This is a genomic window from Streptomyces venezuelae, assembly GCF_008642375.1.
GTDB classification, from domain to species: domain Bacteria; phylum Actinomycetota; class Actinomycetes; order Streptomycetales; family Streptomycetaceae; genus Streptomyces; species Streptomyces venezuelae_G.
Map to the genome: position 1 here is coordinate 425435 of NZ_CP029194.1, position 13379 is coordinate 438813.

A 13379-nucleotide genomic window follows, 5' to 3' on the forward strand; every position below is an offset into this window, starting at 1 on the left:
CCCATGAGTGACGCGCCCCTGTCCCGCCCCTGCCCGGACTGCGCGAGCCCGGTCCGCGCGACGGACCAGTCGTTCTGCGACAGCTGCGGGGCCTTCCTCCGCTGGGACGCCCCGACGACGGCGGCGCCGGACCCGACCTCCGACCGCGAGGAAGCGAACACCGCCCGACCGGAGGAGTCCCCGTCGCGCCCTGCCGAGCGCGGCACGGACGACGCGGTCGACACGGACGACACGGACGTCCGGGCCGCCGCCCGCTCGGAGGAGACCACGACCCCCCTGCCCGCCGTGGCCCCGACTCCGGCCCCGGCGCCTGCCACGGCCCCGGACTCCGAGACGAGCCCGGCGTCCGACGACCGTTCGGACACCGCCGTACGGTCCCTCCTCGTCCCGGTACCGGGAAGCAGGCCCGAGGAGCCGGCCGTCGCCGCTCCGGTGCTCCCCGCGCGCCCCGAGGCCGCGCGGCCCGTGCCGAGGGCGGCCGAGGCGCCCGCGCCCGTCGAGGGCGGCACCCCCTGCCCGGCCTGCCGGCTGGCGAACACGCCGGGCCGCCACTTCTGCCGGCACTGCGCGACGCCCATGGTCCCCGAGCGGCTCTCCACGGCCGAGGGTCCGTACGCGGGCCGGCGGCCCGGGCTCACCCGGGACCGGGGCCGCCTGCTGGTGCGCGCACTGATCGCGACGGCGGTCGTCGCCGTGGTGGTGGGCGGTGTCGTCGGCGGCCCGCCCGCCGCCCGCGCGGTCCAGGACCACTTCGCGACCCGGGTCCCGGTGCACCCCGTCTCCTGGGTGGCCTCCCACTCCGCGCCGAAGCAGGACCCGAAGCTGGCGGGCGACGGATACTCCAACACCTGGTGGGGCACGGGCTACGCGGGCGACTCGGCGGGTCAGTACCTGGAGGCCGGATTCGCCGAGCCGACCGATCTCCTGTCCGTGCTGATCACCCCCGGAAGCGCGAAGAACACCACGCAGGCGGACGGGCAGGCGACCCCGCGCACCTTCGACCTCATGGTCAAGGACGCCTCGGGCGAGACCCGCGTCTCGCACCACCTCATCAACGACGGCGGCACCCAGCGCGTCGACCTGCGGGTGCGCGACGCCCTGTCGGTGCGCCTCGTGCTGCGCACCGCCTGGCGCGCCGACCCGCGCAAGCAGGTGGCCGTCGCGGAGCTGGAGTTCTTCGGCCGGTCCGTCTCCTGATTCTGAGCCGAGGCATCAGGGGATGCGGTGGGGGCTCAGTACGAGCAGCCGCCGGTGGGGAGGGCGCCGGGCGACTGGGGGCTCGCTCCGTCGTAGAGGCCCGGGAGCACGGGCTGCGGGCACCACTTCACCCCGCCGAGGGGACCTCGAAATGCAGGTGGGGGCCGGTGGACTGCCCGGTGTTGCCCGACTCCCCGAGGTACTGGCCTGGCGTCACGGTCGCTCCGGCCGCCACGCCCCGCGAGTTCGCTCCCGTGCGGCAGCACGTAGGCGCACTGCCGGCCGACGCAGGTGGCCGTGTCCGTCGTGGCCGACTCCGTCGTGGGTCCAGCCGGTGCCGACCCGAGCAGTCCGCCGCCGCGGTGGTGGTGATCAAGGTGGACCTCACGATGCACCCCGCGGTGAGTGGCCTGACGCCACGCGCCGCGGGGCGTGCGGCGCGTGGCGTCAGGTTGTGCCGGACGGTCGGCGTGCCGACGGGTTCTCGGCGTGCCGACGCGTGCGAGGTTCTCCCCGGGTGGGGACCGCGCGCACGCGCCTTCCCCCATCCATTACATGCGCATGCCAACCTGGCCGACGGACCGGCACAAGGAGACCCGTGGAAGGGCCTTGCCTCAGCGTGGGTTGGCCGCGTGGGTCAGGGTCCCCCAGGCGACGAAGAGGTTGTTCGTGCCCGCCGGGCGGTCGGCCTCGGTGAGCCGCTGCGTGTTCGTCATCGCGTACCCCATGCGGTGGTGCAGGGCGTTGAAGCCGACCTCGGTGACCGGTCCGAGGTGGTCGCGGAGGGTGCCGCCGCAGAGCCAGCCCGGGACCGGCTCGCCGAGTTCGTACCTGGCCTGCAGGCCGAGGGCGTGGCGCAGTCGGTCGGCGACCTCGGGGTAGAGGTCCTGGCCCTGGATGCGGCTCGTCTCGGCGATGTGCGAGATCGCGGCCAGGCCGTAGCCGGTGTGGGTGAGGTCGCGGCAGGTCTCCTGGGTGAGCCCGTCGACGAAGGTGGTCTGACCCTGCCAGTACCGGACGAGCTCGTCGCGGGTGTCGAGGCCGCTGCCGGGTGCCGCCTTGGGGAGGGCGCCGTCGCTCGTGAGGTAGATGTACGCGGGGACCCTGCCTCGGAACTTGGCCACGGCCTTGTCGTAGGCGGCGCGGTCCTCGAGGAAGACGGCGATGCCGATCGCCGCCTCGGTCATGCTGAGCTCCCAGTTGCCGTTGGAGTGGGAGCCGTTGGTCACCTCGGGGAGGTAGACCGTGCGCAGCATCGTCTTGAAGCGGTCGACGCGGGCCTGCGGCCAGGCGGTGGAGGTGTAGCGGATGATCTCGGCGGCGCGCGGCCAGGAGGAGCCCGCCCAGCCGGTCTGCAGCGGCGCGTTGGAGTTGGTGTGGTCCGTGATCACGGCGGACCAGGCGTCCATGATCTCGATCGCCTTCTGGGCGTACCGGCCGTCGCGCGTGATGTACCAGGCGAGGGAGAGCGTGTACGCGGCGATGGCGTCCTCGCGCTCGTCGGTGCAGCCGAGGTTCGGGTTCGAGTACGAGCCGCACTCCACCACCGAGCGGGGCTTGGGGACGCGGGACAGCGAGGCGTACTTGCTCGCCATCATCTGGTCGAAGGCACCCTTCCAGGGCTGCGCCCCGGCGTCGACCTTCTCCCGGGTGAAGTCGAGCTGCCCCCGGGAGACCAGGACGCCGGGGTGGACGAAGGTCGCGGGGGCCGCCTCGGCGCGGCCGCCGGCGGGCCCGGCGAGCAGCGTGGCGAGGAGGGTGACGAGGAGCAGGGGTGCGGCGTACAGCGAACGCCTTCGGATGCGTGCCGTGCGGGATGCATCGCGCCATCTGGGCAAGGAGTTACCCCTTCTTCATGTATGTGAACGGGGGACGGCCGTCGAGTCGGGAACCTAAAGGTCTGAACCAGTGCCGTCAAGCTTTGTGGTTCAGCGAATACCGACCGAGGATCGATCGATCCGGTGCTGTCGAGAATCCCCAAGGAAGCCCAGAAGTTTACGTACGTGAACACAGGTGTACCCACCCCCGCTACCGGCCATGGGACTCGCCCCGGCGGCCCGAGTCGTTTCTCGAGGTCCGCACGCCGTACGATCTTCCGCGTTGCCACTCACACCGTCCGAAGGAGATCTCCCATGGCCCAGGTCACGCTGAAGGGCAGCCCCGTACAGGTCAACGGCGCCCTGCCGCCCCTCGGGAGCCAGGCTCCCGACTTCACGCTCGTCGCCGAGGGTCTGGCCGACAAGTCGCTGAAGGACTTCGCGGGCCAGCGCAAGATCCTCAACATCTTCCCGAGCGTCGACACCCCCACGTGCGCCTCCTCCGTCCGCGCCTTCAACGAGAAGGCCGGCCAGCTGGACAACACCGTGGTGCTCTGCATCTCCGCCGACCTGCCTTTCGCCCAGGCCCGCTTCTGCGGCGCCGAGGGCCTGGAGAACGTCAAGAACCTCTCGACGCTCCGCGGCCGTGAGTTCCACACCAACTACGGCGTGGAGATCGCGGACGGCCCGCTGGCCGGCCTGACCGCGCGCGCCGTCGTCGTCCTCGACGAGAACGACACCGTCCTGCACGCGCAGCTCGTGGGCGAGATCGCCGACGAGCCCGTCTACGACGAGGCCCTCTCGGTCCTCAAGTAGTCCCCGAACACAGAGGAGCCCCTCCGCCGGACACCGGCGGAGGGGCTCCTCTGCGTCTACCGTCGCCTTTCGTCGCACCAGGGCGTCAGGAGCAGGCCGGACAGAGCCCCCGGTACGTCACGTCGGCCTTCGACACGCTGAAGCCGAACCGCTCGCCGGGCGGGAGGACGGCCAGCGGGTCTCCCGTCGGATGGACGTCGCGGATGATGCCGCAGTCCGAGCAGACCAGATGCTGGTGCGGGCGGTGCGCGTTCGGGTCGTAGCGCTTCGCCCGCCCGTCCGTGGAGAGCTCCACCACCTCCCCCAGCGCGACCAGCTCGCCCAGCGTGTTGTAGACCGTCGCCCGCGCGATCTCCGGCAGCCGGGCAACGGCCCTGGCGTGCACCTCGTCCGCGGTGAGATGTACGTGGTCGCCGGCCAGGACCTCCGCGACGACACGCCTCTGGGACGTCATCCGCCAGCCTCGTGCTCGCAGTCGCTCGAGCAGGTCACTCATGTCTACTCACCTCTTCGGGGCGCCGGCCGTCGGACAAATTGGCGGGGTTCTTGACTTGGACTACGTCCATCGTAGGATCTGTTCTGTTGATGGCCAAGGGACAGGAAGACTCCAGCACGGCGGGAGACGGCGACGTGACCGACCATCCCGCGCCTGTCGTCACACTTCCTGAGCACCGTGATCCGCCAGGTCCGGAAGGATTCCGCATGTCTGAGAACCACGAAGCAATCGTCGGAGACGCGAAGGCGGAGGGTGGTGGCTGCCCCGTCGCGCACACCCGCGCCGCGCACCCGACCCAGGGCGGCGGCAACCGCCAGTGGTGGCCGAACCGGCTCAACCTGAAGATCCTCGCCACGAACCCCGTCGTGGGGAACCCGCTCGGCGCGGAGTTCGACTACGCCGAGGCGTTCAACTCCCTCGACCTCGCCGCCGTGAAGCGGGACATCGCCGAGGTGCTCACCACCTCGCAGGACTGGTGGCCCGCCGACTTCGGCCACTACGGCCCGCTCATGATCCGGATGGCCTGGCACAGCGCCGGTACGTACCGCATCAGCGACGGCCGCGGTGGCGCCGGGGCGGGCCAGCAGCGCTTCGCGCCGCTCAACAGCTGGCCGGACAACGGCAACCTGGACAAGGCCCGCCGTCTGCTGTGGCCGGTCAAGAAGAAGTACGGCCAGAACATCTCCTGGGCCGACCTGATGATCCTCACCGGCAACGTCGCCCTGGAGACGATGGGCTTCAAGACCTTCGGCTTCGCCGGCGGCCGCGCCGACGTGTGGGAGGCCGACGAGGACGTCTACTGGGGCCCCGAGACCACCTGGCTCGGCGACGAGCGCTACACCGGTGACCGCGAGCTGGAGAACCCGCTCGGCGCGGTCCAGATGGGCCTCATCTACGTCAACCCCGAGGGCCCCAACGGCAACCCGGACCCGGTCGCCGCGGCCCGCGACATCCGCGAGACGTTCCGCCGCATGGCGATGAACGACGAGGAGACCGTCGCCCTCATCGCCGGTGGCCACACCTTCGGCAAGACCCACGGCGCCGGCCCCGCGGAGAACGTCGGCGACGACCCCGAGGCCGCGCCCCTTGAGGCGCAGGGCTTCGGCTGGGCCAACTCGTACGGCACCGGCAAGGGCGCCGACGCGATCACCAGTGGTCTCGAAGTCACCTGGACCACCACTCCCGCGCAGTGGGGCCACGACTTCTTCAAGCACCTCTTCGAGTACGAGTACGAGCTCACCCAGAGCCCGGCCGGTGCGAACCAGTGGGTGGCGAAGAACGCAGAGGCGATCATCCCCGACGCCCACGACGCGTCGAAGAAGCACCTCCCGACGATGCTCACCACCGACCTGTCGCTGCGCTTCGACCCGGCGTACGAGCAGATCTCGCGGCGCTTCTACGAGCACCCCGAGCAGTTCGCGGACGCCTTCGCCCGCGCCTGGTACAAGCTCACCCACCGTGACATGGGCCCGCGGGTCCGCTACCTCGGCCCGGAGGTCCCCTCCGAGGTCCTGCTCTGGCAGGACCCGCTGCCCGCGGTGGACCACGAGCTCGTGGACGCCTCGGACGTCGCGGCCCTCAAGAGCAGCGTCCTCGCCTCGGACCTCACGGTCTCCGAGCTGGTCTCCACCGCCTGGGCTTCGGCCTCGTCCTTCCGCGGCAGCGACAAGCGCGGCGGCGCCAACGGCGCCCGCGTCCGTCTCCAGCCGCAGGCCGGCTGGGAGGTCAACGACCCCGACCAGCTCGCCACGGTGCTCCGCACCCTGGAGGGCATCCGGGAGACGTTCAACGGCGCGCAGAGCGGCGGCAAGCGGATCTCGCTCGCCGACCTGATCGTGCTGGCCGGCGCCGCGGGCGTCGAGCAGGCCGCGAAGGACGCCGGCGTCGCTGTCGAGGTCCCCTTCCGGCCGGGCCGGGTGGACGCCGCGCAGGACCAGACCGACGTGGAGTCCTTCGCCGCGCTCGAGCCGGTGGCCGACGGCTTCCGCAACTACCTCGGCAAGGGCAACCGCCTCCCGGCCGAGTACCTGCTCGTCGACCGGGCGAACCTGCTCACCCTGAGCGCCCCCGAGCTCACGGTCCTCGTCGGCGGCCTCCGGGTGCTGGGCGCGAACCACCAGCAGTCGAAGCACGGCGTCCTCACGACCACCCCGGGCTCCCTGACGAACGACTTCTTCGTCAACCTGCTCGACATGGGCACGGTCTGGAAGGCGACGTCCGAGGACGCGAACCTCTTCGAGGGCCGCGACGCCGCCACGGGCGCCGTCAAGTGGACGGGCACCCGCGCCGACCTGGTCTTCGGCTCCAACAGCGAGCTGCGCGCGCTGGCCGAGGTCTACGCGAGCGACGACGCGAAGGAGAAGTTCGTGACCGACTTCGTGTCGGCGTGGGACAAGGTGATGGAGCTGGACCGGTTCTGATCCCCGTCGCGTGATCCTGTCGGTGTGTCCCGCAGGCCGGTCCGTCGGCCTGCGGGACGCACCGTACCGGCGTACCGCTCTCGTTCAGCTCGCGTTCAGCGCCACCGTCGGGTGCAGCCGGGAGGCGCGGATCGCCGGGTACAGGCCCGCGATCACACCGATCAGGAGCGTCGCCGCCAGGCCGCCCGCGAGCGACCAGGGCGGGACCACCGCCGTCCAGCCCTGGACCCGGGCGAAGGCGTACGTCGCCGCCGCCCCCAGGAGCGCGCCCGTCGCGCCGCCCAGGGCGGACAGGAGCAGTGACTCGGTCAGGAACTGGAGCCGGATCGCGTTGCGGGTCGCGCCCAGCGAGCGCCGCAGGCCGATCTCCTGGCGGCGCTCCAGGACGGAGACGACCATGGTGTTGGCGACCCCCACGCCCCCGACGAGCAGGGCCACCGCTCCGAGGCCGAGCATCAGGGTCGTCAGGCCCTCGTCGGTCGCGGCCTTGGCGGCCAGCGCCTCCGAGGGACGGGAGACCTTGACTCCGCCCTCGTCGCCGGGGCTGATGGTGCGGGCCAGGACCGCCCGTACCTCCTCCACCGAGGCGTCCGTGGAACGCTCGAAGACGGTCGAGGGGTGACCGTCGAAGCCGAAGTGGCGCTCGGCTGCGGGGAATCCGACGAGGGCGACCCGGTCCAGGGTGGGGACCAGTTCGAGCGGCGCGAGGATGCCGACGACGACCACCCGCGTGTCGTTCATCATGATCGTCTCGCCGGTACGGGTGATGCCGAGGCGGTCCGCGGCCACCGCGCCCAGGACCGTCACCGGGAGCCGTTCACGGGCCCGGTCCAGCCACACGCCCTCCGCCACCTCGCCGCCGAGCGCGGACAGCAGGTCGATGCCCGCGGCCTGCGTGGTGACGCCCGCGGTCCGTTCCTCGGGGACCACGTCGCTGCGACGGACGCGGGCGTCGACGTCGCCGGTGGCCGTGGCGTGCTGCACGGGTCCGATGCGTTCGACCATCGCGACGGCGTTCCTGGGCAGCTTGGTCTCCTGTCCCAGGGCGTCCTTGCCCGCCTCGGCGGTGAGGAGGTTGGTGCCCAGGCGGTCGAGCCGGGCCATGAGGTCCGCGCGGCTCGACTCGGACAGGCCGACGACCGCGACCATGGTCGCGATGCCGATGGCGATGCCGAGCGCCGAGAGCACCACGCGCGCGCGACGCGCGCGCAGGCCGACCGCGCCGACCCGCAGGACGTCGCGCGGAGCGAGGCGGGAGGGCCTGAGGTCACGCTTCATGAACCCGCCCCCGCTCCCCCGCGGGTGTCCGAGACGATCCCGCCGTCCTTGAACCGCACCCGCCGCGGCAGCGAGCCCGCGATCTCGTTGTCGTGGGTGATCACGCAGATCGTGGTGCCCGCCGCGTTCAGCTCGTGCAGGAGCTCCATGACGATCTCGCCGGACGCGCTGTCCAGCGCCCCGGTCGGTTCGTCCGCGAGCAGCAGCCGGGGCTCCTTCACCAGGGCGCGGGCGATGGCCACGCGCTGCTTCTCGCCACCGGAGAGCTCGTTCGGCGTGTGGGAGCCGCGGTGGTCGAGCCGTACCCGGGCGAGCGCTTCACGCGCGCGCGTGCGCCGTTCCTTCAGCGGTACGCCCGCGTACAGCAGCCCGTCGGCGACGTTGTCGACCGCGTCGCGGCCCGCCGCCAGGTGGAACTGCTGGAACACGAAGCCGATGTGCCGGGCGCGCAGGGCGGAGAGCCGGGAGTCGGAGAGCGCGGACACGTCGTACCCGGCGACGCGGACGGTGCCCGTGGTCGGCTTGTCGAGGGTGCCCATGACGTTGAGCATCGTTGACTTGCCGGAGCCGGACGGGCCGACGACGGCGAGGAGTTCACCCTCGTCGACGGTGAGGTTCACCGCGCGCAGGGCGTGGACGCCGCCGGGGTACGCCTTGCCGGCGTCCCGCAGTTCGATGACCGGGGCCGGTGTCATGAGACCGCCACCCCGACCTGCAGGCCTTCGCTCAGGTCCGGGCCGCTGACCTCGATGCGTCCGTCGGCGGTCATGCCCGTCTCGACGCGTACGGTCGTCGATCCGGTCCCCCGGACGATCTGGAGGCCGTAGCCGCCGTTCTCGCCGCGCAGAGCGAGGACCGCCTCGACGGGGACCGTGAGGACGCCCCTGCGCGCCTCGCTGACGAACTTCACGCTCGCGGACGCCTTGGCGTCCTCGCCGCTCGCGGTGTTCGCCCCGCCGTCCAGGACGACCTCGACCGTGATGCCGTCCTGGGCGCCCCCGCCGCCGTCGGGTGCGGCGCCCTCGGGGCGTACGGTCCCGTCGACCCGCCCGGCCACGGTCTTCCCGCTCGGCAGGGTGACCTCGACCTTGGTGCCGCGCGAGGTGAGCGCCCCGTCGGACTGGTCCAGTCGGGCCCGTACGACGGGCCGGGTGGAGGCGACGGTCAGGACGGCGCCGTTCGGGGCGACCTGGTCGGCGAGGGCCGCGTCGGCGGAGACCACCCTGATCTTGCCGGGCTGGAAGACGACGTCGCCCTTGCCGACCCGTCCGGTCGGTTCGCGGTTCAGGGACTTCTGCCACTGCTTGACGGCGGCCTCGGTGTCCTTGCCGTACCGCGTGTCGACGTACAGGTGCGCTCCCCAGCCCAGTTCGCGGAGGTTGCGTTCCAGTTGGAGGACGTCGCTGCCCCGGTCGCCCGGCTTCATCTCGCGGAACATGGGGACGGGCCCGTAGAGCAGGGTGACGGGCTTGTCGTTCAGCTCGTACAGGGCCTCTCCCCGGGTCAGCGTCCTCCCTTCCGGGGCGGCGACGGTGACCGTGCCCTCGACGGCGGACTTGACGACGCGGCGCTGGGCGAAGTCGAGCGTGCCGTCGACCGTCTTGGAGCGTACGAGGTCGGTGCGGACGACGGTCGCGGTGGCGGGCGGCAGGTCGCCGCCCTTGCCGGTCGCGTCGGCCTGCCCGCCGCCGTCGAGGAGGAGGACGCCCCCGGTGACCGCGGCGGCGACGGTCGTCGCGCCGAGCACGAGAAGGGCCGAGCGGCGCCTCACTGCATGCCGTCCAGACCGTCGAGCAGCGTCGTCCGGCACGCCTCGCGGGCCTGCTTGTACGCCGGCGAGTTCGTGTCGATGACCGGCGAGGCCGGGTTCGGGTCGCCGCCCGGCTGGGCGTTGCCGCCGCTCATGGTCGGGTTGGTGAAGCGGGAGACGCCGTTGTCCCGCATGCACTTGGCGTGCGCGAGCATCGACTCGTAGTCCTTCTGCTGGTCGCGCTTGGGCTCGGCCAGCATGGCCCGCTGGAGTTCGGGGGCGCAGACGCCGTTCCTGCCGCCCTTGGCGGCCTCGTTCTGGCCGGGCCGGGAGGAGATCTCCTCGATCTTCGTCCAGTCGAGGTGCCCGCTGAGCTTCGGGTCCGGGTAGTCCTTGTAGCCGCCCTTGACACGCATGCACTGGACGTACTTCAGCTGGGCGTCGTAGAAGGCGCTCTTCCCGGCGGGCGCGGCGCTCGGGGCGCCGGCGTCGCCGCCGCCGCCGTCGCTTCCGTCGTCGCTGCCGCCGCCCGGGCGCGAGGCCGACGGGGTGTCCGGCACGGAGGCGATCTCGTCGCTCTTCGCCGTACCACCGGCGCTGTCGGCACCGGCGCCGCAGGCCGCCGAGAGGACGAGGACGGGAAGCGCGGCGAGCACGGTGAGGCGCAGCCGGCCGGTGGCACGGGAGGTCGTGGTGGGGTTCATGGGCTCCATCCTCGCCAGGCCACGTGATGACCTGTCCATGGCCACATGATGAGAACGTAACAATGCCCCCGACCTGCGCATCCGCTCCCGGCCCCGGCCCCGGATCGGTCGTGGGCGTGCTCATAATCGATCCCATGCCGCATGTACTGCTCATCGAGGACGACGCGTCCGTACGGGACGGAATGGAGCTCGTGCTGCGCCGGCACGGGTACGACGTCGACACGGCGGCCACCGGCGAACAGGCGCTCTCCCTGCTGGACGGCCCGGGCGGCGCGCGGGTCGAACTGGCCGTGCTCGACCTGATGCTGCCCGGCATCGACGGCTTCGAGGTGTGCCGCCGGATCCGCGCGCGGACCGCCACGCTGCCGGTCATCATGCTGACCGCGCGCGGCGACGACCGGGACATCGTGACGGGCCTGGAGGCGGGCGCCGACGACTACGTGGTCAAGCCGGTCACCGCGCCCGTCCTCGAAGCCCGCATCAGGGCCGCGCTGCGCCGGGCGGAACCCTCCGGTCCGGTGCGCGGGACGGGGCCGGACCCGGCCGGGCTGGTCATCGACCGCGCGGGGCTGACCGTCACCAAGCGCGGGGTCCAGGTCGCGCTGCCGCCCACGGAGCTGCGGCTCCTCCTTGAGCTTTCGGCCTCCCCCGGCCGGGTGTTCAGCCGCGAGCAGCTCCTCGCGTCCGTCTGGGACCACACCTTCCTGGGCGACTCCCGGATCGTGGACGCGGCGGTCGGACGGCTGCGGGCCAAGCTGGAGGACGTACCGGCGAAGCCGCGGTACGTGCAGACGGTGCGGGGCTTCGGCTACCGCTTCGGACCGCTGTGAGCCGACGCTCCGGGTGGTCGCGGGGCGGCCGGCTCGTCGGCGGGCTGCGCACCCGGCTCGTCGTCGCCTTCGTCGTCGTCGCGCTGCTCAGCGCCGTGACCTCGACCGCGCTCGCCTACCGGGACGCTCGGACGGCCGTGCTCCAGCGCACCCAGAACGCCGCCGTGAACGACCTGCGGGAGCGGGTCACCGCGGTCGCCGCCGACTTCGACGTACCACCCGACCAGCGCGCCCTGTCCCGGTTCGCGTCGAAGGTCTCCGACGGCATCGGCGGCCGCATCGTGGTCGCCCGCTACCAGGACCTGGTCGCCGTCTCCGACTCGCTCGCCGACACGGAGGCGCGGATCACCACCGGGCTCCGGGCCGCCGTGCGCACCGGGTCGGGGGCGCGGTTCCAGCGGGTGACGTGGCGGGGCGAGCCCTATCTGGCCGTCGGCATGCCGGTGACGTACGCCGACGGGGACCGCCGTGCCTCCGGCCTGGAGGTCTTCTCGATCACCGACCTGCGGGCCGAGCGCGACGACACCGCCGCGCTGCTCGACTCCGTGCGGTCGGGCGTCGTCCCGGTGGTGCTCCTCGCCGCCGTCCTGGCCCTGCTCGCCGCGCGGACGGTGCTCCGTCCGGTACGGGAGCTGGGGCGGGCGACGCGGGAGCTCGCGGCCGGCGACCTCGGCAGCCGGGTCGCCGTCACCGGTCACGACGAACTCGCCGACCTGGCGCGGACCTTCAACGACACCGCCGACGCCCTCCAGGCCTCCGACGCGGAGCTGCGCGAACAGGAGGCGAAGGCACGCCGGTTCGTGGCGGACGTCTCGCACGAGCTGCGCACGCCCCTCGCGGCGATGACGATGGTGGCGACGGTGCTGGACGAGGACGCCGACCAGCTGCCGCCGGACGCGGCGCGCGCGGCCCGCACGGTCGGTGCGGAGACGGCCCGGCTGTCCCGGCTGGTCGAGGACCTGATGGAGATCTCCCGCTTCGACGCGGGGGCGGTACGGCTCAACGCGGCCGAGACGGACCTCGCCGAGGCCGTACGGGCCTCACTGGCGCTGCGCGGCTGGACGGACCGGGTGCGGACGGACCTCGCCGAGGGCGTAAGGGCGAGGGTCGACCGGCGCCGCGTCGACGTGATCGTGGCGAACCTGGTGGGGAACGCGCTGCGGCACGGCGCCCCGCCGGTCACCGTGACCCTCGGGACGACGGTCACGGAGGACGGGGAGTGGGTGACGCTGGAGGTCGCCGACCACGGTCCGGGGCTGCCGCCGGGCGCCGGGGAACGGGTCTTCGACCGTTTCTACAAGGCGGACGCGGCCCGCACGCGCGGCGCGGCCGACGACAGCGGGCAGGGCAGCGGACTCGGCACGGCGATCGCGCTGGAGAACGCCCGGTTGCACGGCGGCACGATCGACGCGGGCAGCGGGCCGGAGGGCGGCGCGGTGTTCACGTTGCGCCTGCCCCTGCGGCGTACGGACGACGAACGGCGTACGGACGACGACCTGTGGTCGGACGACCGGTCCACCAGGGAGGACGCGGAGTGAAGGTCCGTCATGGAGTCGCGGTCGCTTCGCTGGCGCTCGCCCTCGTCGGCTGCGGTGTCCAGCCGACCGGAGTGATACGCGCGGGCGAGCCCGCCTCGGGGCTGACGCGCGGGATGCGGCTCTATTACGCCTCCGACACCGGTCTGCGCGGAGTGCCGCTGCTGGACCCGCGGTCGAGGGACCTCAACTCGGTGGTGAAGCTGCTCGCCCAGGGCCCCGGTCCCGCCGAGCAGCGCGCCGGGCTCACCTCGCTGGTGCAGGAGCTCGGCGGCTACACGGTGAGCGGGACGGGGGCGCGCGTCACGATCCGCATGGACGGCCCGTACCCGCTGTCGGGGCGCGACCAGGGCACGGGACAGCTGGTGTGCACGCTGGCGCGTGCGCAGTCCGTCCTCGAACCAGAGGTCGGCACGGACGACGTCGAGGTCACCGTGCGGCCGACGGAGGGGCCGGTCCTGGGACCGTACCGGTGCGCGGAGTTCCTCGACAGGTGAGGCCCGCCCGGAGGGGCGGGTCTCACCCGCGCTCCGCCG

The 13379-nt window shown here is 72.6% G+C and carries 12 protein-coding genes and 1 pseudogene; 6 read left to right on the forward strand and 7 right to left on the reverse strand.

The features are described 5' to 3' along the window. Nucleotides 1-3: 3 nt before the first annotated feature. Nucleotides 4-1197 carry an NADase-type glycan-binding domain-containing protein gene (locus DEJ46_RS01980; protein ID WP_150263857.1) on the forward strand — a complete coding sequence of 398 codons (1194 nt, stop codon included), beginning with the start codon at nt 4-6 and terminating at the stop codon, nt 1195-1197. Nucleotides 1198-1324: 127 nt separating this feature from the next. Here the strand turns inward: DEJ46_RS01980 and DEJ46_RS39605 are convergent. Continuing rightward, nucleotides 1325-1426, reverse strand: a pseudogene (locus DEJ46_RS39605) (M23 family metallopeptidase); the annotation flags it as partial. 385 nt (nt 1427-1811) lie between these two features. Continuing rightward, nucleotides 1812-2969 (reverse strand): alginate lyase family protein, encoded by a 1158-nt coding sequence (locus tag DEJ46_RS01990; protein ID WP_223835425.1) that lies wholly within the window; start codon nt 2967-2969, stop codon nt 1812-1814. A gap of 360 nt (nt 2970-3329) precedes the next feature. Between DEJ46_RS01990 and tpx the strand changes: the two genes are divergently transcribed. Then, entirely contained in the window at nt 3330-3830 is a 501-nt protein-coding gene (gene tpx / locus DEJ46_RS01995) for a thiol peroxidase (protein ID WP_150263860.1), read from the forward strand. A gap of 85 nt (nt 3831-3915) precedes the next feature. On the opposite strand, the gene DEJ46_RS02000 is transcribed toward tpx, so the two are convergent. Beyond that, entirely contained in the window at nt 3916-4326 is a 411-nt protein-coding gene (locus DEJ46_RS02000) for a Fur family transcriptional regulator (RefSeq protein WP_055639589.1), read from the reverse strand. A 206-nt stretch (nt 4327-4532) separates the two neighbouring features. Here DEJ46_RS02000 and katG point away from each other — a divergent pair, with 206 nt between their 5' ends. Further along, nucleotides 4533-6746, forward strand: coding sequence for a catalase/peroxidase HPI (gene katG / locus DEJ46_RS02005; RefSeq protein WP_150263861.1), 2214 nt, complete (start codon nt 4533-4535; stop codon nt 6744-6746). A gap of 84 nt (nt 6747-6830) precedes the next feature. On the opposite strand, the gene DEJ46_RS02010 is transcribed toward katG, so the two are convergent. From DEJ46_RS02010 to DEJ46_RS02025, 4 genes are read right to left on the reverse strand one after another with little or no spacing between them, the layout of a single operon-like run. Further along, entirely contained in the window at nt 6831-8024 is a 1194-nt protein-coding gene (locus DEJ46_RS02010; RefSeq protein WP_150263862.1) for an ABC transporter permease, read from the reverse strand. Further along, a complete protein-coding gene (locus tag DEJ46_RS02015; protein WP_150263863.1) occupies nt 8021-8719 on the reverse strand; it encodes an ABC transporter ATP-binding protein in 699 nt (232 codons plus the stop codon). The genes DEJ46_RS02010 and DEJ46_RS02015 overlap by 4 nt, the downstream gene beginning before the upstream one ends. Further along, entirely contained in the window at nt 8716-9795 is a 1080-nt protein-coding gene (locus tag DEJ46_RS02020; RefSeq protein WP_150263864.1) for a peptidoglycan-binding domain-containing protein, read from the reverse strand. Before DEJ46_RS02020 ends, DEJ46_RS02015 begins: the two co-directional genes overlap by 4 nt. Further along, a complete protein-coding gene (locus DEJ46_RS02025) occupies nt 9792-10478 on the reverse strand; it encodes a hypothetical protein (protein WP_150263865.1) in 687 nt (228 codons plus the stop codon). Before DEJ46_RS02025 ends, DEJ46_RS02020 begins: the two co-directional genes overlap by 4 nt. Nucleotides 10479-10612: 134 nt before the next feature. On the opposite strand from DEJ46_RS02025, the gene DEJ46_RS02030 reads away from it, so the two are divergent. The 3 genes from DEJ46_RS02030 to DEJ46_RS02040 are packed head-to-tail and all read left to right on the forward strand — an operon-like array spanning nt 10613 to nt 13340. Then, on the forward strand, nt 10613-11308 hold the full coding sequence (locus DEJ46_RS02030; protein WP_150263866.1) for a response regulator transcription factor: 696 nt from the start codon (nt 10613-10615) through the stop codon (nt 11306-11308). Beyond that, nucleotides 11305-12846 carry a sensor histidine kinase gene (locus DEJ46_RS02035; RefSeq protein ID WP_223834453.1) on the forward strand — a complete coding sequence of 514 codons (1542 nt, stop codon included), beginning with the start codon at nt 11305-11307 and terminating at the stop codon, nt 12844-12846. Before DEJ46_RS02030 ends, DEJ46_RS02035 begins: the two co-directional genes overlap by 4 nt. Beyond that, entirely contained in the window at nt 12843-13340 is a 498-nt protein-coding gene (locus DEJ46_RS02040) for a GerMN domain-containing protein (protein WP_150263867.1), read from the forward strand. The genes DEJ46_RS02035 and DEJ46_RS02040 overlap by 4 nt, the downstream gene beginning before the upstream one ends. Nucleotides 13341-13379 lie beyond the last annotated feature (39 nt).